This is a genomic window from Dyadobacter beijingensis DSM 21582, assembly GCF_000382205.1.
GTDB classification, from domain to species: domain Bacteria; phylum Bacteroidota; class Bacteroidia; order Cytophagales; family Spirosomataceae; genus Dyadobacter; species Dyadobacter beijingensis.
In genome coordinates, this window is record NZ_KB907788.1 from 641,193 (window position 1) to 664,769 (window position 23,577).

At 54.9% G+C, this 23,577-nt stretch carries 13 protein-coding genes; 6 read left to right on the forward strand and 7 right to left on the reverse strand.

The genetic code is table 11. The features are described 5' to 3' along the window. Window positions 1-12 precede the first annotated feature (12 nt). The 7 genes from H144_RS0116180 to H144_RS0116210 form a co-directional block, all read right to left on the reverse strand. A complete protein-coding gene (locus H144_RS0116180) occupies window positions 13-3,156 on the reverse strand; it encodes a SusC/RagA family TonB-linked outer membrane protein (RefSeq protein ID WP_026350743.1) in 3,144 nt (1,047 codons plus the stop codon). A 380-nt stretch (window positions 3,157-3,536) separates the two neighbouring features. Then, window positions 3,537-8,576 (reverse strand): Ig-like domain-containing protein, encoded by a 5,040-nt coding sequence (locus H144_RS0116185; protein ID WP_019943134.1) that lies wholly within the window; start codon window positions 8,574-8,576, stop codon window positions 3,537-3,539. A 76-nt stretch (window positions 8,577-8,652) separates the two neighbouring features. Further along, window positions 8,653-8,961 carry a DUF6916 family protein gene (locus tag H144_RS0116190; RefSeq protein ID WP_019943135.1) on the reverse strand — a complete coding sequence of 103 codons (309 nt, stop codon included), beginning with the start codon at window positions 8,959-8,961 and terminating at the stop codon, window positions 8,653-8,655. Then, entirely contained in the window at window positions 8,943-9,440 is a 498-nt protein-coding gene (locus tag H144_RS0116195; RefSeq protein ID WP_019943136.1) for a GNAT family N-acetyltransferase, read from the reverse strand. The genes H144_RS0116190 and H144_RS0116195 overlap by 19 nt, the downstream gene beginning before the upstream one ends. Before the next feature lie 47 nt (window positions 9,441-9,487). Continuing rightward, window positions 9,488-10,006, reverse strand: a complete 519-nt coding sequence (locus H144_RS0116200) for a phage tail protein (RefSeq protein WP_019943137.1) — start codon at window positions 10,004-10,006, stop codon at window positions 9,488-9,490. 46 nt (window positions 10,007-10,052) lie between these two features. Then, window positions 10,053-10,568: a phage tail protein gene (locus H144_RS0116205; protein WP_026350744.1), complete on the reverse strand. Its 516-nt coding sequence runs from the start codon at window positions 10,566-10,568 to the stop codon at window positions 10,053-10,055. Between the two features lie 48 nt (window positions 10,569-10,616). Further along, window positions 10,617-11,126: a phage tail protein gene (locus H144_RS0116210; protein WP_026350745.1), complete on the reverse strand. Its 510-nt coding sequence runs from the start codon at window positions 11,124-11,126 to the stop codon at window positions 10,617-10,619. Window positions 11,127-11,690: 564 nt separating this feature from the next. On the opposite strand from H144_RS0116210, the gene H144_RS0116215 reads away from it, so the two are divergent. The 6 genes from H144_RS0116215 (at window position 11,691) to H144_RS0116240 (ending at window position 23,451) form a co-directional block, all read left to right on the forward strand. Beyond that, window positions 11,691-13,058 carry a glycoside hydrolase family 140 protein gene (locus H144_RS0116215; protein ID WP_019943140.1) on the forward strand — a complete coding sequence of 456 codons (1,368 nt, stop codon included), beginning with the start codon at window positions 11,691-11,693 and terminating at the stop codon, window positions 13,056-13,058. Between the two features lie 151 nt (window positions 13,059-13,209). Then, window positions 13,210-15,993, forward strand: coding sequence for a CshA/CshB family fibrillar adhesin-related protein (locus tag H144_RS33350; protein ID WP_019943141.1), 2,784 nt, complete (start codon window positions 13,210-13,212; stop codon window positions 15,991-15,993). Window positions 15,994-16,126: 133 nt separating this feature from the next. Continuing rightward, complete coding sequence (locus tag H144_RS0116225; protein WP_019943142.1) at window positions 16,127-16,699, forward strand: RNA polymerase sigma factor; 573 nt, start codon at window positions 16,127-16,129, stop codon at window positions 16,697-16,699. Window positions 16,700-16,816: 117 nt separating this feature from the next. Then, window positions 16,817-17,902: a FecR family protein gene (locus tag H144_RS0116230; RefSeq protein WP_026350747.1), complete on the forward strand. Its 1,086-nt coding sequence runs from the start codon at window positions 16,817-16,819 to the stop codon at window positions 17,900-17,902. A gap of 242 nt (window positions 17,903-18,144) precedes the next feature. Then, a complete protein-coding gene (locus tag H144_RS0116235; protein WP_229207917.1) occupies window positions 18,145-21,720 on the forward strand; it encodes a SusC/RagA family TonB-linked outer membrane protein in 3,576 nt (1,191 codons plus the stop codon). A gap of 12 nt (window positions 21,721-21,732) precedes the next feature. Then, window positions 21,733-23,451, forward strand: coding sequence for a RagB/SusD family nutrient uptake outer membrane protein (locus H144_RS0116240; RefSeq protein ID WP_019943145.1), 1,719 nt, complete (start codon window positions 21,733-21,735; stop codon window positions 23,449-23,451). Window positions 23,452-23,577: the final 126 nt, after the last annotated feature.

Sequence of the window (23,577 nt, forward strand, 5' to 3'; positions counted from 1 at the left end):
TATCAATTAATATTAAAATTTGACATTGATACCGAAGTTGTAGCTCCGCGTAACAGGGTAGGTAAGTCCCGCCCCGAAAAGCCCTTCCACTTTTTCCGGATCGAACGGTTTCACGAACGAATCGGCCCAGGTGAAGATGTTGTGCGCGTTGCCATACACCCGGACGTCGTTGATACCGATCTTTTTCAGCCACGGCAGGTTAAACGTGTAGCCCAGCTGTGCGCTTTTGAAACGCAGGTAGGAAGCATCTTTCCGCCATGCGCCGCTCTCGGCGTACATGGCGCCCACATTGTAATTGAAGCGCGAGGCAGGCCATTCGCCGGGAATCCACTGTCCGTCTTCGGACTGGTGCCATCTGTCATAGAAATACTCCGGCGTGTTGCCGCGGAACGCGAATACTTCGGCATACACCTCTCGGAAGCGCACGCTGTATTTGCCCGAACCCTGGAACAATGCCGTGAAATCGAAACCTTTCCACGATGCGTTCAGCGTCACGCCATAATACATTTTAGGATCGCCTCCGAAGAACAGCGGTATCGCATCGTTGCCGTCTATCACACCGTTGCCGTCCACGTCTTTGTATTTAAAATCCCCGGGCAGCTCGCGGGTGTTGCCGAGGTCGCCGTTCTGGATGGGGGCGTAAATAACCTCGTCCTTGCTCTGGAACTGGCCTTCGAGCTGGTAAGCCCATACCACGTCGTTCCACCGGTTGGTAGCTCCGCCGCGCCATTTGTCCATGCTGCTCAGGAACTCGCCGCGTTCAACATAGCGGTTTTGCGTGCGGGCGAAGTTGAAATTGCCCGAAATGCCGTATTTGAAATCGCGGATCTGGCCATTGTAGCCTGCCGAGAACTCGATACCGCGCACGCGGTCGCTGTTCAGGTTTTCCTCGGGCAACGTACCGCCGAAGGTGTTCGGCAGCGATACGTTCCGGCGCGCGAGCAGCCCTTTGCGGTCGCGCTGGTAGATGTCGAAGGTAAGGTCGATTTTGTTATCCCAAAGGCCGACATCGATCCCCACGTCTTTGATATTCGATTTAAACCAGGTCAGCTTCTCGTTCACGATCGCCGGCGAGGCGGCGCCCGTGGTGTAGTTGCCGTTGGTAAACTCATACCCGCCGCCGCCCGTAAGCGAGAAGCCGGGCACATACTGGAACGGCGCACCCGCATCCGCACCCACGAGCCCGTACGAACCGCGCAGTTTCAGCATTGAAATGAAGGGGATCTGTTTCATGAAACCCTCTTCCGAAACGCGCCAGCCTGCCGATACGACCGGGAACAAGCCCCAGCGGCGGTCGGGATGGTAGCGGTAGGAACCGTCGTAGCGCGCCGCCACTTCAAGCAGGTATTTCTCTTTGTAATCATAATTCAAACGGCCTACGTACGATTGGCTCGCATATTCCGACTCTGAACCGCTCGTGGTCTGGTTGTTCAGCCCCGCCTGGTCGATCTGGTCGTTCGTGAAGAATGCATATTCGCGGCCCAGCCCCGCCCAGCGGTTATGGGATTCCTGCTGCTCGTACACGAGCGTTGCGCCGAGGTTGTGGTTTTTCGCGATCACCGTGTTGTACAGCAACTGCCCCTGGAAAGTAATGCGGTTGTTGTCGGTAAAATTGTTGCCGATCCGCGACGGGTTGCGCTGCGCGTGCGGCGTGTATTTGTCCGTTGCCGCGTCGTAGGTATAGAGGTTATACGCTTTCGACACGGATTTCGCGCGGTAGTTGTTGCTGTCGTATGCCACCAGCCCCTTAATGCGCAGTCCCGGCACGAAAGGTACGGTGTAGGTCAATGCGAAAGTCGATTGGAAGAACTTGTTTGCCTCCTGCGAATAGCCCGTCAGTTCCCTGTCGGCCAAGGCCACGGGATTGTAGCCGCCGCTCAGCAATGCGGGGTAACGCGGGTTGTCGTTGGCGTATGGGCGCTCGGTAGGCAATGCAATGCGGGTTCCTTTATAGATGTTAAAAAAGTTATCGCCCGGCTGGTCCCGTTTATCGAATAGCCCGGAGAGAATCAGGTCCGCCCGGAGGTTCTTGGTGAGGTCGATGCCGATATTAGAGCGGAAAGTGTACTTCTGGTAGCCCATGTCGCCGCTTTTGAGCAGGCCGTTTTCTTTCTGGTAACCAAATGAAGTGAAATAGCTCACTACCCCTTCGCCGCCCGACGCCGAGATGAAATGCTGCTGCTGGCTGGCAGATTTGTTCAGAGTTTCCTTATACCAATCGGTGCCCTGGTAACCCGGCGCGCCGCTGCGGAACTTCGCGATTTCTTCCGGCGTGAACACAGGGTTTTCGCCCAGATTCTTCGCTGCATCGTTCCGCATCTCGGCCCATTGTAACGCACTCGTCATTTTAGGTACGTCGGTAGGGCTTTGGCGGCCGTATACCATGTTGTAGCTGAACTGCGGCTTGCCCTGCTTGCCTTTTTTCGTCGTCACGATCACCACCCCGTTGCCCGCGCGGATACCGAATATCGCCGCGGAGGCATCTTTCAGCACCGAAATGCTCTCGATATCGTCCGGGTTGATCTTTTGAAATTCATAACCGCCGTCACGGGCCACACCGTCGACCACGTATAATGGTTCGCCGAAGCCGCGTATGTTAATGCTGGTGCTGAACGAACCGGGCTCGCCGGAATTCTGGCGGATCTGCACGCCGGCCACCTTTCCCTGCAAGCTTTGAGCGAGCGAGGTGTGCGTCGTCGTTTTGATCTGCTCCGACACAATGTTGGAGATCGCGCCCGTCAGCGTTTGCTTGCGCTGTGTACCGTAGCCCACCACGACCACCTCCTGCAACTCGTCGGTGCTGGGCTGTAACTGCACATCGAAACTGGTGCGGTTGCCTACCGCGATTTCCTGCCGCTTGTAGCCCAGGAAGCTCACGATGATCACCGAGCCCGATTTCGGCACCGCGAGGGAAAATTTACCGTTTACATCCGTGGTGGTACCCTTGGCGGTGCCTTGTAACACAATGCTCGCGCCGGGGATGGCGCTGCTTTTTTCGTCTTTGACTTCACCGCTGATGAGCGTCTCATCGGCGGCCGTTTGCGCGAACGCGGCTGCCTGTACGAGCAGCGTCACGCATAATGCAACGCACACGCGCCAGAACATCGTCCGGAATGGCGGCCTGCATGGGGGTTTTGATAGAAGTTGTTTGTTCATACCGTAGGGTTAAGTTCCTGTTCGTTTAAATCGTTGTTCGTTCTTGAATTTCGCGGCCCTCGTCGGGGCGGCTGGGAGTCTGGTTTACCACATAGTTTTCTATCCCCGCACGGGCCTGTGCGGGATCTTGCCATAGTTAAATTGTGAATGGGATGGATGATAAAACGGTCGGCCGAACCGTGGGGTCAAAGTAATCCGGGGCTAATTAAGAAATGGTTAACAAACCATTAATGCGGCGCTTAATTAGCCTGTTTTTTACATTTTCCGGGTAAAAACTTGGGGATTTTCGGGGTTGGGGCAAAAAAAATCAGGCGGAGAGAACCTCCCCGCCTGATACTGTTTAACCTAAACAACACTTTACTATTTCATCGGTGTCGCATTTATCGGTTGATAAGCACTTTCCGGTTGATCACCTCACCGTTCTGGTGCGTGATCGTCAGGATGTACATGCCCACCGGAATGTTTTTCACATCGATCGTTTTTGATACGGTTTTGCCTGATTTATACACGGCTGTACCGGTCATGTTATGCATTTCCACCGATTTCACCTGGCTCCAATCCGTGCTTTTCAGGTGCAGCACCTCGGATACCGGGTTCGGATAGAATTCCGATTTCAGGGCCAGCTCTGCGAAGGAGACCTTGATGATCGTGCTGTATGCAAACGTCCTGTCCGCATCCACCATTTTCAGGCGGTAGAAGTTGTCGCCCTGCTCCGGTTGCTTGTCAATGAAAGAGTAGTTCAGCACCGCGTAGCTTTCGCCATTGGATTTCTGCGTACCGATCGTCGACCAGTTTTTAGCATTCGTACTGCGCTGGATTTCGAAACGGTCGCTGTTCGTTTCCTCGGCAGTCCGCCATTTCAGCGAAACCGTTTTTTCCACTTTTGAACCGGTGAAATCAATGAGCGTTACCGGCAGCGAGCAATCCTTGTAGGCCAGCAACGTATCCGAGCAGGCACCCAGTGTCGCAATGATGGTCGCCGTTTCCTTGCTAGGAATGCCGATTACGGTATTGCCGCTAACGGTTCCCTTGTCGGTGGTGATTACCGCGCCGTCCGTGGCCGTAAAGAATACCGTGTAGGTATTGAGGTCACTCGTACATTGATATTCCTGCCCTGAAAGTGCAATCGTCGGTTTCAAACCTACATTCACCGTCGCCGTTTGCCCTGAAATCGGGGTCGAAGCGCCGCCTGCGCCGCTTACATTGGTCAGGCTGTACACGAAGTTTCCGGTTACAGAAGTCGGTACGTTCACGGTCGCGGTGGTGTTTGCCCCCGTCGTTGTCACGGTCAGGTCGGTGCCCCCGTTGATTTTATAGGTAAATGTAAATGGCGCGACACCGTTCACTGCCGTAAACGTAACCGCCGGCTGCGCGTCTCCCTGGCAGGCGTTGGTGCTGCCCGAGATGGTAGCTGTGAGGTTGTTAGACACGGTTACCGTTGCGGTTTGTGCCGGCGACGGTGTCAGCGTGCAGTTTTGTGCGTCGGTTACAGTTACCAGTTCGTAGGTGAATACGCCTACGGTGCCTGTTGGCTGCGCGACCGTCGCAGTGGTGTTTACGCCGGTCGTTGCTACGGTCTGGTTCGAGCCGCCATTAACCTTGTAGGTAAATGTGTAAGGCAATGTACCGCCCGTTGCACCGAATGTTACTACCGGAGGCGTAGTGCCCTGGTTTACGGCAGTGGTACCGGTGAGGGTGGAAGCGGTGATCTGCTTCACGGTCAGGACGGCGGCGGCGGAAGTGCTGTTGTTACAAGGGTTTGTAATGATACAACGGTATTCCGAAAGATTATCCGAAGTCGGAACGTTGGTCAATACCAGCGTCGCGTCGTCGGCGGTCGGGTTGGTGCCGGTCGTAATGTTCGCGAATGAACCACCGAATGGCTTTTTCTGCCATTGGTAGGTGACGCCGGCCTGGGAACTCGCTACGGTGAACGAAGTACCGGTGCCTGCGCAAATGGTCACAGCGTCCGGCTCGTCCGTGATCGGCGGCGCCGGGGTAGGGGTTACCGTCACGTTGAATGAGCAGGTAGGCGCAGTGCCAATGCCGTTCGATGCCGTTACGACCACCGTGGTTTCACCCGCGGGGAATGTGTACGGGAATGTGATCGGGTTGCCGTTGACGCGATAGGTGAGCGTCGCCGCCGGGCATGCATCGGCTGTTGCCGCGAATGTCTTGGTGGAAGTACACGTTCCCGGATCGGGCGAGAATGTCTGGTTGCCCGGGCAGGAAGTGATCACCGGTGTCGACGTTACAGTCGTGGTGGTCGGGTTATTGGTACCTGCGGTGTTAGGATCGTCGGTCAGTACCGAGGCAAAATTGCTGCCGCTCACCGTTCCCTGGGTTGAAAGCTGGCAAACCGATGCCGGGATATTGGCATTGATGGTGACACGGAACTTAATGGTCGTGCTTTTGCCGGCAGGGAGCGTAAAGCCGCTTCCGGTACCATTTACCGTCACTGTTTCACCCGCCTGTGCGGCTTCGGTCCTGGCAGGGCTTGGGACTGTGGTTTCCGCCGGTTCATCAGCGGCAGGTTTGCTTGGAAGGGTCACCGGTGCTGCCGCCGCCGATTCCGGCTGCGCTGCGGCTACCTCCGGCTGCGCTGCGGCTACCTCCGGTTGCACGGCGGCTGTTTCCGGCGCGTTCTGCTCAACCGGCGCAGCCGATGGCGCTGTGATCTTTTCGTCAGGCAACACTTCCACTAGTCCTTCACGGAAAGTAAGTGAGCCAGGTGTAAGGCATGTGGCGCCATAAGTAAACGACCCGCTACCGCTCGGAAATGCCCGGCCTGCCGGTGTGTTGCCATTGTTGTCCCAGACGGTTGGGATAGAAGCGCCTGTTCCTTGCGATTGAATGACGTTACCCACATTACCTGCCCTGGCCCGGTAAGCGAAGTTGGTAGGCACGGACAAGTTGACGGCATTGCCGCTTACATATGCGCAAATGGTGGCCGTATTGAGCGGAGCAGCCCCTTGTGCGGGTGTATTGACGTCGATACCATACCAGGCAATGGGGCCGGTAACCTGAATATTATTGTTTCTGATCACATAATGACTTTTTGCACCGCCCGTACTCAACGCGCTGGCCACGATACCATGGCCGTTCGTCGTGTTCTGGACCGTGTTGCCTTCGATACTTACGATGGCTTCCGGTGCATTTTCGCCTGCCGTAACGCCTTCAACGGAGGCAACGATACCCGAGATGCCATTAACAAGCGCGTAATTGTTGGTCGTGTTATTTTTGATCGTTCCCTCGATATTTGCATTGGCGTTTGCGAACGCATTAATACCGATGCCATTGTTATGCTTCACGTTGTTGCTTTCGATATTGAATCTGGTAGCTCCATCATTGAATGCGGCAACATCGAATCCTCTGCCGACGCCACTTCCGGGATCCACTACCGAGTTCTTGATCTCGGCGGTCATTTGTGCCGTGTTGTTGGCATACACTTCCACGCCCGCGGTCCGGCAATTGAAGAACCTGGAATTGTTCTGCACCTTCACCTTCATATTGGCATTGCCATACCCTATCACTTGCAGACCGGCAGCGCCGTTGGCATTCTGGAAAACGGAGTTGTCGACGGTCAGCAACGTCATATTGGTGCTGAAATTGGCAAAATAGGCAACGCGGCCCCCCGGATCGGACAACGTCGAATTGACGATCGAGTTGCTGCCGCCGGTATTTACCGCGAAAATACAGCCCTCCGTCGAAATGCCGGACGTTCCCGAAGCACCGATTGAACCATTGGTGAAATTGAAATTGCTCGAATTCCGGAGGTTGATACCTTCCTGGGCTACGGTCCCGCTGATCACCACGCGGTCCAGGGTCAGGCCGTTCGTATTGAGGGCATAAACCGCCGCGTTGGCTGCCCCATTGGCCATGTCGCTGCCTGACCCGGACGGGATTGTCCCGTCATTCTGGTTGGCATTTACCAGGTTCATGTTCTTAATGGTGATGCCCGCAGTATTCTGAAGTTCGATACCACGGTTGGTAATATTCTGGATGGTACCGCCTGATCCCGCGGTTGTGCCGCTGCCGTTGACATTGAATGTCCCGGTCGTATTGGCGATCGCGATACCCCTGGCACCTCCATTCGCGGAGACGGCTGTCAGTGAGACGTTCAGCGCAATGCTGCTGTTAATGTCGATGGCCGGTACCGACGTCGCGGTAATGCTGCCGCTGCCGATCGTGAGGCTTCCCGTACTGGTAGCAATCTTGATGGGGCTCACGCTTCCCGTGGCCGAAGTACTTGTTACTTCGGAGAAATTTGCGTCGAGGGTCTTGCCGCCCAGGTTGAGCGACGAGCCCGACCCGGAAAGCCCCACTTCCGACACATTCAGGGCACCCGCAGTGGTACCGGAGATTTTTGTTCCGGATGTGTTTCCGACATTGAACCCCCGCAGGTTGTTGTTGGCGCCCAGGTTAATGGCATTTACTGTACCACCCGAGGTCGTAAGCGTCGGCCGCGTGCCATTGGTGGCAGGCAATAAGTTGTTGCCGCTCGGCGCCGAAAGGCCCGTAATGCTCAATAGAGTAGCCGTAGCCCCCTGGCCGATCACTTTCTGGTTGTTACGCAGTGTGAGCGCGTCGGTATAGGATCCGGTGTAAATGAAAACAAATTGCCCGTCTTTGGGATGCAAGCCGCTACCGTCGTTGATCGAAGAGAAAGACGCGATGCTGTTAAACGGTCTGGCAAGCGTTCCGTCACCGCCTGCAGCGGCTCCTGAATTGATGAACCAGATCACATTCACAGCGCTTCCTACGGCGATGGTCACGGTGGCGGTCGAGGTCATGCCCGAGCCGTTCTGCACTTCATAGGTGAAGGTGTCATTACCTGTGTAACCCGCTGCCGGATTGTATGTAAATGCACCTGTTGCAGCCGTGATGGTAGCCGTACCGCCGCCCGTTGTTGTGACGGTCGTGGCGCTATTGACGCTGAGTGCCGTGCCTGCCGGGCTCACGTCGTTGGAAAGGATACCCTGGGCGGCAGGAACGTCGATCCCCACGTTACCGATTGTAGAATAGCTGTCGTTTACCGCGATGGGGCTGGCTACCAGTGAGCCGCCTACCAAAGTCGTGTTCACGTCGATCGTTTCGGTGAAGCTGGTGGCCGTGGCCGGATCAGGGCCCGTGTTGTTGATTACCACCGTGTATTCCAGCACGCCGCCGGCGGTGGCCCCGCCGCTGATGATGGCATAGGCATTAGTGGCACTGATACTCGGGGCAAGCATGGCCTTGGTGCCTGCTTTTTTGCGCGCCCTCGCAAAGGGCACCTTTTCCTGCGATTTCGTGCCGGTGTTTTTGGTCGGTTTCGCCACCCATTCGTGGGCGTTCGGCGTGTCGCCGGAAAGCTCGCGGGCCATTTCGGCCCCCGACGCCAGCAGGGCAATGCCTGCCAGGTAGAAGTAGAGATTTTTCATGGTTTCAGTTTGAAGCGTAAGTTTTGAATCATAGGGAGAATGTATTGATGGATATTTGGAACCGGGCTTGTCCCGATCAAGAAAAAACAGCTTCGTACCGAGTCCCAAGCGGATCCTGGGCAACCGGCACTAGAAAAAGATCGAAATACCGGCCGTTGGCACGAACGACCCGGTAAATGCCCTGCGCGACAACCCGGTGGTCGCCGGTAGTCTGGAACTCCACTGAAAAGGAAGCCCTTTCGAGCGGTGTATAGCCATTGAGCTCAGTTACCGTTCCGATCACTGCCGGCAAAGAAAAATTTGGTGCGAAATGGATTACTACCGGCTCGCCTGCCTGCGACTGGAATTCCGCCGCGGTGATCTGACTTAAATCGTATGTCTCCATTCCATTAAATGATAAACTCCATTGGTTTCACTGATTTTTTTAAATCCAAGGCGGGTATACAGATTCTTGGCGGGATTAAAGGCTTCCACATGAATGGTAAGCGGCCTTTCGAGATGCGCCGCCCGGTCCATGAGATCTTTAAAAATAGCCTGGCCGAATCCGCGGTTCCGGTACTGGGGCAGGATACTGATGTCAATGATCCGCATACCCTTACCTTGAAAATTCTCGTGGAGGTAGAGCCTCCCGACACTTTTCTTTTCAAATTCGATTACCCAAAACTCGGCACCGGTATAGTTTTTCTGATAATACTCGTGCTGTGCCTCGAACTGGCTCCTGAGAAATTCCTTTTTCATGAGATCAGTCCAGAACGGCACCCGCTCCATTTCTGCTTCCCTCGTACTGGCATATACTCCGCTGAGAAACGGTAAATCTTTCGGCGTAATGGGTCTCAGTGCAAGGGTGGTATTCGTAAGCTTCATCTTGTATTGATCATCAGAAAAACATAAACAATGCCGGTCGGGTCCTGCTAAGGCCTCTGCGGGAAGATACCCTGGAGCGCGATGCAGAAGTTCACGGTAATATATGGCGCCATGTTGTTATGGGGAAGGGTTCCGCCTACCAGCGACACCGCCTGGAAGTTCATCTGCACATTGGGCTGCGAGGTCGCGTAGATATTTCCCTGCGTGGAAAACCCGAGCGCGCTGTTGGTCGGTGTTTTGATTTCCGCAGCTTCCGGGGCAGCACTCATCGTGTGCGTATGGCTGGGAATTTCGCTGGCCAGCAATGTCACGCTTTGCGTGCCGGACATTTCCCCGAGGAAGCGCTCCGAAAGTCCCGGGCCCTGGCCCTGCTGCATGGGGGAATTACCCTGCATGTCTGGTAATGCAAATGTCGATTTGCCGTCGCCACCATAATAGGTCCCGAGCAATGAAAACAATGCGGTATTTTGGGAGATAGGCAAGAGTTGCCCGTTACAAAATGCCCAGCCTTTTGGCGGGAAATTGAAGGGGAATATTCTTATTTCTGCTACGAATTGATCTGCCATTTTGATGGATGATTTTGAGGTTCTACAATTACCGGGTGGCCTGGGCCTAGCCTTGCGATGGGAATACCCCGAACAACGAAATGATAAAGTTCACGCAAAGGAAGGGCTGCACGTTGGTGTGCGGCTGGCTGCCTCCGAACGGCGCGATGTCAGCTGCCATCGGCTGGCTCGGGATGCTGGCTATGTAGCCGTTCGTCGTTGTCGAAATACCCAGTACGGCATCTCTCGGGGACGCCACGTCGGCACCGGTTGTTGCTGCGAGGAAGGCGTGGTTGTGGTTCGGGATCTGCTGGAGTGTCAGCGTTACCTCTTCGCTTCCGCCCGATTCGCCGATCTGGTAGGTGCTGCCGCCCGATAGCGATCCCATATGCACAGGCAAACGGCCTTGCATATCCGGTAGCCGGAACGTTTCCTGGCCGTCGCCGCCGTAAGTTGTTCCGATCAATTGAAAAAGGACCTCGTTTTCAGAAATCGGAAGCGTCTGGCCCTGGCAGAGCATCCACCCAGCGGGTGCGAATGTGCCTGCAAAAAGTCTTATTTCTCCCACATAAGGCGTTGCCATATTATTTTGGGGTTTGGTTTAGATTAAATGGATAAAACTGGCCTGACACTAGTTCTGGCTTGGATAGATACCCTGCAGTGCAATGATAAAATTGATCACCAGGAAAGGTTGCAGGTTGTTGTGCGCCTGGCTGCCCCCCACATTGGAAATGGTTGCCGGGTGGAGTGCGGATTGCGTGCCCGGAACGGTCGAATAGAAGTTGTTGGGCTGCGTATTGGCCAGGTATGCCGTCGTCGGGTCGTTCAGCGAAGAAGCGCCGGAGTCGACGGCCCGCACAAAGTGGTTGTGCTGCGGCATTTCCTGCATCGTAACGGTGTGGGCCTCCTGGCCGCCCCTTTCACCGAGCGTGTGGCCGCTTCCCATGTGAATGGGTGTCCTGCCGCGGAAATCCGGCAATGCGAAGTTGGTTTGCCCGTTGCCGCCGTAGACAGTCCCGAGCAAGGAGAACAGTGCCTGGTTCTGGTTGATAGGGAGGAGTTGTCCATTGGCAAGTGCCCAGCCCTTCGGTGGGAAATTGAAACTCACCATCCGGATTTCAGATAGAAATGGTTCAGCCATAATGAAATGGGTTAATTGATGGATAATGTAAAATATTAAGAACGGGCTGCCGGCGCCTGGCAGAAGAGATCGATGAAGTGTTCCCGGGAAGTAGCCCAACGGGCGGTGTTGAAAGGGCCTTTGTTGCCCGGATCAGGATGATATCCGGTGGGTAGAAACGACAAAAGCAGGGGACGTAGAAATAATGATCATAGTGGAGGTACGTTTGGTTTAGGTTATGTAAAATTAGTACTTCAATATTAATGATATATCACCATTTCAAGGAATTTAATTACTTAACGGTAAAATTTATTCTACGTATAGAGATAGTCCTTTCGGTGATATTTCGTATTAAAATGCTGATTTATAGATAATTATACTTATTGATCGGCTATTTGAAATTATTTCCCGGAATAATACATTCAAAAGGTACAATTTGAAGAAGCGCAACGGGTCTTTGTCATGAAAATTCGACAGGCGGCCGCCATGGTGAAAATTGACTATGGACAGTTAAGAAATCAACACGGCTGCCTTTTCCTGCCAGACAATGATAGCATTCCGTTCAACCGATAGCCCGCCATTCCGATGAAGCCCTTCAAATGCCTGATTTTCATGTTGCTATGCGTGCCCGCGCTCACCAGTCACGCGCAATCATACACAGTAAGCGGAAACAAACGCTATCTACTCAAAGAAGGCAAGCCATTTTTCTGGCTCGGAGATACAGCCTGGGAGCTGTTCCACCGCCTCGACCGCGCCGACGCCGACTATTACCTGCAGAAACGCGCCGGGCAGGGATTTACCGTCATCCAGGCCGTAGCACTGGCAGAGTTCGACGGGCTCGAAGTACCGAATTCCTACGGCGAAAAGCCGCTCATCAAGAATGACCCGACGCAGCCGAATGAGGCCTATTTCAAACACGTGGACTATGTTATCGACAAAGCCGCGGATTACGGGCTCACCATCGCCTTCCTGCCGACCTGGGGCGACAAGGTGTTTAAAAGTACCTGGGGAAAGGGGCCGGAGGTATTTAACGAAAACAATGCAAAAGTGTACGGCAAATGGCTGGGAACGCGCTATAAGTCTAAAAAGAACCTCATTTGGGTACTCGGCGGTGACCGTCAGCCCCGTAAGGATAGTCGCGACGTGGAAATATGGCGTGCCATGGCCGCCGGCATTGCAGAAGGGGCCGGGGGCCAGGACCAGGTGCTGATGACCTACCATCCGCAGCCCAACAAGGAAGGGGCCAGCGAGTGGTTCCACGACGACGAGTGGTTCGATTTCAACATGTTCCAGACTGGTCATTGCCGCGATACGCCTGTTTACGACAACATCCAGCGCTCGTACAACCGCACGCTGGTGAAGCCCGTACTCGACGCGGAACCGGTTTATGAAGATCACCCGATTTGTTTTAATGTAAAGGAAAACGGCACGTCCAGCGCCTACGACGTCCGTAAATCGGCGTACCTCGACCTGTTCGCAGGCGCGTTCGGGCACACTTACGGGTGCCACGACATCTGGCAGATGTACTCGCCCAACCGCGAAGCCGTGAACGGCCCGCACGTGTACTGGCAGCAGGCGCTCGACCTGCCGGGCGCACTGGAAATGCAGTATGTCCGCAAGCTCATCGAATCCCGCCCGATTACCGATCGCGTGCCCGATCAATCGATCATCGTCGAGCATGCATTGTCCGCTCCGGAGCGTGTGCAGGCGACGCGCGGGAAGGATTACCTCTTTGTATATACGGCCGCCGGGAAAGCATTCTCGGTGAATCCCGGCAAAATTTCCGGGACGCAGCTCGAAGCGTTCTGGTATGACCCGCGCACCGGCAAAGTCCGCGACGCAGGCAAGTTCGATAACCATGCCGTGAACAAATTCATACCGCCGACCTCCGGCTACGGGCACGACTGGGTACTGGTGATCGACGACGCTTCGAAAGGCTACCGCAAACCGTAAGGCAGCTACCTCGCAATCGCAATTGGATCAAGACATTTCTCGGAGAATAACTCACAGGTGCCTGTTGATAAAATATCGGTTACTTAAACGCATTTTGCCAGCAGAAAGTCGGTAATTTGTGGGCTGTTTGACACGATAATATACACAAGCTATGAGGGGGTTTTATCTTAAAAGGATTTTGATTGCCACGTTGCTGCTGCACCAGGCGCTGCCGGCACATTTGGCATTTTCGCAGGCAACCTGGCCGCAGTACGGCACAGGGGTATTCAGGCCGACGTTGGCGTGGCTTACCTGGGACGATATTTTGCCGGCCAACGGCCTCGTGGCAGGGCAGAGCATTACGCGCACCGTGAATTTTGGCGATATGGTCGTGACGGTGGTGCTGGACGAGATCGCTTTTTCCGGGACCGTGCAAGCACCCGGCACGCTGGCCAGTACGAAACTAATAGGCTATACGCCGGGCACGAAGGCTACTGACGGCACGCAAACATTATATGCTTACCACCCCATGCTGGGGGAGAAGCCGCCCATCGCGCTCACCCCCAATTTCGCCGGTGCAGGCACCGGGCTCAAAGTCAATTTTAAGGTCACTGCCCGGGCGGTGCTGCACGGGCAGGCAATGGACCTGAGCATGTTCTTTGCACAGAATGAGGATGGTAACGAAGTTGCGGGGGCAATTAACGATTATACGCAAGTGACGACCAACGGCTCCGCGTGGAAGCTCGCGGCACAAACCGACTGGCAGGTGGCTAAATCCTCCAACCTGGCGGCTGCCGAGTTTACAGACGCCAACAAGACCGTCCGGGCCCATGTGGGCGGCTACAATTCCGCTGTTTTCCACACCATCAAAAATGAAGCCTCCGCCGCTGCGCCCTTGCAGGCCAATGTAGAAATGAATTGCGCGACCGGCTCTTCGATAGCCATTGGATTTATGGTTTATTACGATACCGGCGACGGCGACCCGACCTATGGGATGGCCATTAACAAGCAGCCGTTTGCGATTACCGGGGGAGACCCGGTGGGAAGCACAGCCACGATTACCAACTATTTCAACTGGAACCAGTCGTCGCCCGGGACCCCGCGCATTCAGCCGGGTACGGTTCCTGAGACTTTTTACAAAAATCTGCGTGTAGGGGCTTATGGTGCCGATGCCGATTCGTTTGGTCCCACCTACGGCGGCTTCGCAGATGAATACAACGGGTACGACGAGAACATCTGGCCGGTGAACGCGGAGGAGGTCGTGGAATTCCCGATCAACATAGCGCCCACATTTTCCTACATAGTTCCGGCGTACAAAAAATCGCCCGATCCGGCCACGCCGGCCTACGTGATGGCCTGGATCGACTTCAACCAGGATGGCGTTTTCAGTTCGTCGGAATATGCTTGGAATACGCTTACCGCCGACAACTCGCAAACCAGCCTCAATTTTACCTGGGACCTTACCGCTATTCCCTATGGTGCCGGGCAAACCTACACCCGCGTGCGAATCTCGTACACAGACCCTGCTACCCTCCCGGACGATCCCGCGACGCCCGCCGACGAGCGCAGCATTGCCATCCTGGGTGAGGGTGAAACCGAGGATCACCGGGTCTGGATGACCAAACCCAATATGATCAACGGTAAAGTATTTAATGATGCTAACGGTTTGACCGATAATGTAATAGGGGGAGCCGGAACGAACGCCGGCGGCTTGAATGTGATTGCCGTGGGTACGAACGGGAAAGTGTGGGGCTACGCGGCAGTGGACGGATCGGGTAATTTTTCGTTGCCGAATGTATATAATGGTACCTACTCATTAAGGCTTACCACGGCCAATGCCTATTTCACCCAGACAGCCGGGAATGCATTGCTGCCGCAGGGATGGGTGGCTGCGGGAGAAGGCACGGTAGAAACTGGCGACGGAAGCCCGAATGCGGTCATCGAGGGCGTAGACGTAACCCTGGCTACGCCACTGACGAACATCAATTTTGCCATTAACCGCCGGCCCGCTACCGACAGCAAAACATTCCTGATTCCTAATGATGCATTGTCCTCATCGCCTGCCGGCGGCCCCGGGCTTGCGGGGTATCGGGGTATTCCGCTGAGCAGCGCCTCGCTTACGGGGTATGTTTCAGGTGGCTCATTGTCCGGTAGCGATCCGGAAGACTGTGCTGCACCCGGAACCTGTCATGCAGGTAAAACTTTCGTGATCGAGAGCATTAAACCGAATTCCAAAATTTATTATGACGGCCAGGAGGTCATTGCCGGGTCTCCAAATGCTAAGATTGCCGCTTTCGATGCGGCAAAGCTCGTGCTTTACGGCCAGGTAGGGGCGGGAGGCCCCGGCGATCCGGTTGGGTTTACCTATTCATTGCAGGATGCCGCCGGAGTAAAAAGCAGCACGCCAGGCACATTCAATGTGACGGCTAATGCGGCCTTTCCCGTAAAGCTCGTCGGGTTTACGGCGAAAGTAGCCGAGCGTGACGTGTTGCTGGACTGGTCGACCTCGGAAGAATCTGCGAGCAGCCATTTTGAAATACTACATAGTACCGACGCCCGTAACTGGGCCCCCGTCGGCACGGTGGCTTCGGCAGGTAACAGCGCAGTTGCCCGGCATTACGGGTTCCTCCACAAGGATGTGGCGGCTGGCAATCATTTTTACAGGTTGAAAATCGTTGATACGGACGGTACCTATGCATGGAGCGCGATGCGCCACGTCTCGTTCCGGGCGGGCGACTTCAAAATTTACCCGAACCCGGCGGATAGTTTCGTGCATGTGCCCGCTCAGGAGGGCGAAGAAGCACGGGTTTATGATGTGAATGGGGTATTGAAATTAAAAACGAAGGTGTACAACGGCAAGATCGGTGTGGAAAGTCTTGAAAATGGGACCTACCTGCTGACGACCGGCGACAAGACGGCCAGCCGTTCGGGGCAAAAACTGGTTATTGTCAGGTAAATAACATCCGGCATTATTTGAAATCCTCTCAGGCGTCGATGGCTTGGGAGGATTTCTCTTTTTTGCAGTAATTCCGGGTAAAGTTTTACTTAATAAAGAAATTCGATCAATCGCAGCACACATTCGTACACGGATGGAACAGGACCTGGAACGTTGGAAAAGATTCAAACACGGCGACCCGGCCGCTTTTGAGGACATGATCCGCGGGGAATTCCGTGCGTTGTTCGAGTATGGCTCGCGCTTCATCCACGACCGCGACGCGCTGAACGACTGCATCCACGACCTTTTCGCCTCGCTTTGGGACCGCCGGCGCTTCCTGGCCGATACCGATCGGATCAGGCCGTACCTTATTAAGAGCTTGCGCAACCGCCTGCTCAAAGAAATCGAGCGGCGGCACGCGCTGACGACTTTCGAAACCTGGCACGAGAATGCGAACGCGGAGGAAGATACGGAAACCCGGCTGATCTCTTCCGAATCCGAAGCGCGCCGCAAGCAGCGCATCGGCACAGTACTGCATACGCTCACGCCGCGCCAGCGCGAAATCATTCATTTGAAATTTTTCGAAGACCTCTCCCACGAACAGATTGCCGAGGTGCTGGAAATCTCCCGGCCGGCCGTTGCGAACCTGCTTTCACAGGCATTAAGGCTGTTCCGCGCCAAATGGCAGACGATCCTGCCGTCGTTCTTGTTTGCTTTATTGTATTGATTTTTAAGCACTTGTAAAATATTTTAGTTGTCATCGAAAAATATTTTCACTTTTTCGATGATGATTCAGGCATTTGCCGATTATCCTCCCAGTAAGCGCACCAAATGGTGTTTTAATATGAAATATTATAAAGATTACGATCTTGAAGACTTCCTGCAAGATGATAGTTTCCGCAGCTGGGTAAGCGGTACGGCGGACGCGACGGCGGATCTTTGGGAGGAAATCGTACGCCTCTATCCGGATAAAAAAGTGATTATGCAGCAAGCCAGGGAGCTCATTCTCACCTGGCAGGAGCATTCGGCGATCGTCACCGATCAGCAGCTCGAAGACCAGGTGCAGCGGATATTGCACACTACTCAGGCCGCGACGGAGGAGCCCGGGCAGCGGCTTGCGTGGCGAAACTGGCTTTCGGTAGCCGCTATGGTGACGCTCCTGGTAGCATTAGGCGGGGCGTTTTTCTGGAAATCGGAGCAGCAGGCCGGGAAACCGGGCGGGCAGGTAGCCTACATGCCCGAAGCTACGGCGGCGATGAAAGAGGTCGTCAACACGTCGGCGCGGCAGATGCGGATCGGGTTGCCCGACGGCAGCCGTGTAAGCCTGGCGCCGAAGGGGAGGATCAGCTATGCCAATGATTTTATTAACCATAAAAAACGCGAGGTGTACCTCTCCGGCGAGGCGTTCTTCGACGTGACGAAAGACCCGCAGAACCCGTTTTTTGTCTACGCCAATGGCCTGGTAACGCGGGTTTTGGGCACGAGCTTTCTCGTGAAAACCTCCGATACCAACGTGGAAGTGCAGGTGCACAGCGGGCGGGTGTCGGTACTGCCGTTAAAAGATATCGAACATCCTTCCGAGCGCAGCAACGAACTGCTCCTCACCCCGAACCAGCAGGCGGTTTTTTCGGTGAAAGACAACGTCATTTCCAAAACCATCACCAACATGCCGCTCGAACTCATCAAGCCCGACGCGGAAGCAGGGTTCGTATTCGAAAACCAGCCCGTAAGCAAGGTGTTTTCGGCATTGGAAAAAGTATACGGCATCCCGATCGTCTACGACGCCGCCGTGATGGAACAATGCTCGCTGCGCGTGGAGCTCAGCAATGAACCGTTTTTCACAAAACTCGACATTATCACGCAAACGCTCGGCGCGGCATACCGCGTCAGCGACGGCCAGGTGGTCATTTCCAGCGAAGGTTGCCGGTAGTATTGATTTTCAACTAACCCATTCATCCTAAACCCTTACCGTATGATAAGACACCGGTTATAGCATGCAAAAAGCCGAAAACGGGTCCAGCGTTTCCGGCTTCGAAAATTCCCCTGATTTTAAGCGAAACTTAAAGCTCCCGCGAAGGGAGCGAGGAAGGTCTTTGTCGTTTGTGAACACCCAAAAACCATCGTAAAAGTATGAAAAAAAATAGTATACCATTTAAATATTTGGTTGCTGCGATGAAAGTTACATGCATACCATTTCTGGTGTCCCTCTTCTTTCAGAGCCTGGCCCTGGCCAACGACGGCGTGGCCCAGGAAATCCTGAACCGGGAGGTGACACTCCAAGCCCGGCAGCAGGACCTGAAACAGGTGCTGACGACCCTGGAAAAGAATGCCAAAGTGAAGTTTTCCTACATCCCGTCCCTGATCAGCAACCAGAAAGTGTCCATCGAGGCTTCGAACCAGAAGCTGAGCAAAGTGCTGAAAGAACTGCTCGAACCGCTGCAAATACGCTACTCTGTGTCGGGACATTACATTATCCTGATCCGCAAGTCGGAGGACGAATCATTTTCCGCGCCCAAGCTGTTCGAGCCTGTTCCGTTGCCTTACCTGCACCCGGTCGACGTCAGTATTCGCGGGAAAGTCACGGGGGCCGATAACAAGGAAGCGCTGCCCGGCGTGAGCGTGGTCGTGAAAGGCACGCAGCAAGGCGCCATTACCGGCGGCGACGGCAGTTTCGAACTCGTCGTGCCCGACGATAAGGCCGTACTCGTGTTCAGCTTCGTGGGCTATGTTTCACAGGAAATTCCCGTCGTGAACCGGTCGGTGATCAACGTCGTGCTCGATGCGGACATCAAGGCATTGAGCGAGGTGGTGGTGACGGGTTACACCACGCAGTCGCGGAGGGACATTACCGGGTCGGTGAGCGTCATCGACGCCGAAAAGCTGCTTTCCGTGCCGGCTACCAACCTCGCGCAGCAGCTGCAGGGGCGTGCGGCGGGCGTCACCGTGGGCACGGATAACACACCCGGCGGGGGCGTGGCCGTACGTGTACGCGGGTACGGAACGCTCGGGAACAACGACCCGCTCTACATTATCGACGGCGTACCGACGAAGGGTAACCTCAACTCGATCAACCAGAACGACATCGAGTCGATACAGATATTGAAAGATGCGTCGTCGGCTTCCATTTACGGCTCCCGTGCGGCGAACGGCGTGGTGATCATCACAACCAAACGCGGCAAATCCGGCGTGCCGAAGCTCACCTTCGACGCCTATTTCGGAACGCAGAAGCTGGCAAAAACGATGGATTTGCTTAATACGCAGGAATACGGCGAATACCTGTGGCGCAGCAAGAAAAATGCGAATGTCGTCAACCCGACTACCGGCAATCCCGAGCATTCGCAGTACGGCAACGGCCCGGAGCCGAAAATCCCCGATTACATTATCCCCGACGGCGCTTCCGAAGGCGATCCGCGCGTGAATCCGGCCAATTACAGCTACGACCGCTATACCGATCCGCAGTTCGGCAAAACCAAATTTTCCATCACCAAAGCCAACAAGCAGGGCACCGACTGGATGCGCGAGGTGTTCGACGATGCGCCTATTCAGAACTACCAGCTGGGTGTTTCGGGTGGTTCAGAAGTGAGCCGGTATTCGTTTTCAGGTAATTATTTCAACCAGACGGGCATTCTGCTATACAATGGCTACAAACGCTATTCGGTGCGGGCCAATACCGAGTTTACGATCAGGAAAAAGCTGCGGATCGGAGAGAACTTGCAGGTCGCCTATGGCAAGCGGCAGGGCAATTACGGCAATAACAGCGAAACGAGCCAGGTTTCGAACACGTACCGCGCGCAGCCGATCATTCCCGTGTACGACATTGGCGGCAATTTCGCCGGTACGCTCGGCAGTAACCTCGGCAATGCCAACAACCCCGTGGGCCAGCTCGTGCGGAACAAGGACAACGGGTATAAGGACCTTCGCCTGTTCGGTAATGCGTACGCGGAGTTTGATATACTCAAAAACCTGACGGCGAAAACGAGCTTCGGGCTCGACCTCACTGCCTCGGCCGGGAAATATTATACACCCGTCGAGATCGAACTGGCGCACGGCACGAATGTGAACAGCCTGAGCGAGAACAGAAGTTACGGTTATTCCTGGACCTGGACCAACACCCTTACTTATGACAAGACTTTCGGCGAATCGCATCATTTGAATGCATTCGTCGGCCTGGAATCGATCGATTCGTACGGCGATTTTGTGAATGCCTACCGGCAAGGCTTTTTCTCGAACAATATCGATCTGCGGTACATCGATGCCGGCAACCCGGCTACGGCCACCAACAGCGGCTATGCGTCGTCTTCCTGGTCACTGTTCTCCTATTTCGGCCGGGTGGATTATGCCTTCGACGACAAATACCTGCTGCAAGCCACACTGCGCCGCGATGCTTCCTCGCGTTTCCAGGCGGCGTCGCGCTATGCCACATTTCCGGCGGCGAGCGTGGGATGGCGTATTTCAAAGGAAAGCTTCATGTCGGGTGTCGATTTTGTGAGTGACCTGAAAATCCGTGCGGGGTGGGGGCAGACGGGTAACCAGGAAATCGGGGATTTCAATGCATTCTCGACCTACCAGAGCACGCCGAACAGCAGCGGTTACGGCCTGGGCAGCAGCCCGATCGGCTACGTACAAGGCTTCGACCTGGCGCGGTTCGGTAACCCCAAAGCCAAATGGGAAACGACCACGACGGTGAATGTGGGGATCGACGCCAATTTGTTCAAAGGTAAATTCGACCTCAGCCTCGACGTGTTCGACCGGCAAACGAAGGATTTGCTGTACACCAAAGCCTACGACCCGCGGCTGGGTGACGCGGCCATTCCTTCCCAGAACATTGCCTCCATGCAGAACAGGGGCGTCGACCTCGGCCTGAACTACCAGGACCATGCATTGGACGGCCAGCTGACGTACAGCATCGGCGTGAATTTCTCGACTTACCGCAACAAAATCATCGCCCTCGACCCGCAAAATCCCGACGATTTTCTGCCCGGGTTCTCGCTGCGCACGCCGCCGGTGACGCGCTCGATAGCCGGCCGGCCGATATCCTCTTTCTATGGCTACATCATCGACGGCATTATGCAGAATGAGGAAGAAGTACAAAATCACGCGAAGTTTCCCGGTTACTACGATTCGAATATTTACATCAACGGCCAGCGGACGCAAGGCGTGGGCAAGTTTAAATACCGCGACGTGAACGGCGATGGCATCATCAATGCACAGGACCAGACCTACATCGGTAACCCGCACCCGGATTTTACTTATGGCCTCAATCTGAATGTGGGATACAAAGGTTTCGACCTCTCGATTTTCGCCCAGGGCGTGCAGGGAAACGATATTTTCAATCACGTGCGCTACTGGACCGACTTCGAGGTTTTCCAGGGAAACCGTTCCAAAAGAATGCTCTACGAGTCGTGGCGGCCGGATAACCCGAATGCCAAACTGCCCATCCTGGACGCGAACGATGCCCAGAGCGGAGAGCCTTCCACGTATTTCGTAGAGAACGGATCTTACCTGCGGTTCAAGAATATCCAGCTGGGGTATAATCTGCCGAAAACGGTTTTGTCCAAAATCGGCGCCGATCACCTCCGCATTTACGTTCAGGGCCAGAACCTGCTCACTTTTACCCAGTACACCGGTCTGGACCCGGAGATCAACCTCCGCAACTTCAACAGCGGCTCCGACCGGCAGATCGGCGTGGACGAGGGTGTTTACCCAACCCCCAAAGCATTCATCGTAGGTATCAGTCTTGGCTTTTAACATTGATTCAATATGAAAAAGATATTCATACCGGTCCTGCTGGTCATCGCTACCTCCTGCGGGGATGATTTCCTCGAAAAACGGCCGCAGGGGCAATACAGTCCCGACATTATCCTCACTACGGCGGGCATCGAGGGGGCATTGGTGGGCGCATACGCATTGCTGGACGGCATCGGCACAAGCGGCGTGACGTCCTGGCACGGCGCGGTGTCCAACTGGATTTTCGGCAGCGTCGTTTCCGATGACGCCTACAAAGGTTCCGACGCCGGAGACCAGCCAGAGCAGACCTTTCTCGAACGCTACGTCTGGCTTTCCACCAACACGCATATTTACGGCAAATGGCGGAGCCTGTACGACGGCATCGCCCGTACCAACGACGTGCTGAAATCGCTGCCGAAGGTGCAAGGCCTGTCCGACGCCCGCAAAGCGCAGATTACCGCCGAAGCACGCTTCCTGCGGGGGCACTACCATTTCGAAGCGAAGAAAATGTGGGGCAATATCTCGTACCTTGACGAGCAGACCTGGGACCCCGAAAGCCCGGAAAGCGTGCTGGTGCCAAACACGGAAGACGCCTGGCCGAAGATCGAAGCAGACTTTAAATTCGCCGCCGAAAACCTGCCGGCATCACAAACCGAGCCGGGAAGGCCAACGAAGTTCGCGGCTTACGCTTACCTCGGCAAATGCCATATGTTCCAGGGTTTTCCCAAGGGCCAGGCGAATGTACAGCACCTTACCGCCGCCAAAGAAGCATTACTGCAAGTGGTGAACAGCGGAAAGTACAAGCTCGTAGATCGTTTTCATGATAATTTCGCCGCCGAAACCCGGAATAATGCCGAGTCGGTTTTCGAGGTACAATACACCGTTACCTCGGCCGACGGATCTGGCGGTAACCAGGGCGATGAGCTGACATATATGTACCCCAATGGTCCGGGCGGCTGCTGCGGCTTTTTCCAGGCATCGCAAAACCTCGTGAATGCGTATAAAACGGATGAAAAAGGTTTGCCGCTGATCAAGACATTCAATGATTCGAATGTGAAAAACGACGAGGGCCTGCTTTCTTCCGCGCCGTTTGAGCCTTACACCGGCCGGCTCGACGCCCGCCTGGACTGGACATTGGGCCGCCGCGGCATTCCCTACATTGACTGGGGCGTGCATCCGGGCCGGTTTTGGATTCGTGACCAATCATATGCCGGGCCATATTCGTCGAAAAAGCAGATCGTCAGCAAAGCGGAATCCGGCAAAACGGGTAACCCGCGCCTGAGCACAAACAATTACCGCCTCATGCGTTACGATCACGTGCTCCTGTGGCTGGCCGAATGTGAAGTAGAGCTCGGTAACCTTGAAAAAGCGCGTGAGTACGTGAATATGATCCGCAAAAGAGCCGCTAACCCGGACGGGTTCGTGAAAGCCGACGACGGCAAACCCGCCGCCAACTACGTGGTAGGCCTCTACATCGACGCCTGGAAAGACGCCGTCGCCGCCCGCGAGGCCGTACGCTTCGAAACCCGGCTGGAATTTGCGATGGAAGGCCACCGGTTCTTCGATCTGGTCCGCTGGGGCGTAGCCGCGCAGGTACTGAATGCATTCCTGGAAAAAGAAAAAACACTCCGCACATACCTGAGCGGCGCAAAGTTCGAGGAGCGGCACCAGTACTACCCGATCCCACAGCAGGCCATCGTGTACAGCACCAAAAATGGCAAAGCCACATTAACCCAAAACACTGGCTACTAGCCAAAAACAATCCTCTGCCGTCGACCTAAGTCGACGGCAATTGGGGACCTTTGCCAGCTGCTTTTTTAAGAAAATTTATTAAATTCAGATTAAGAAGATGGAGAATTGCGTGAATGAATGCTTTGT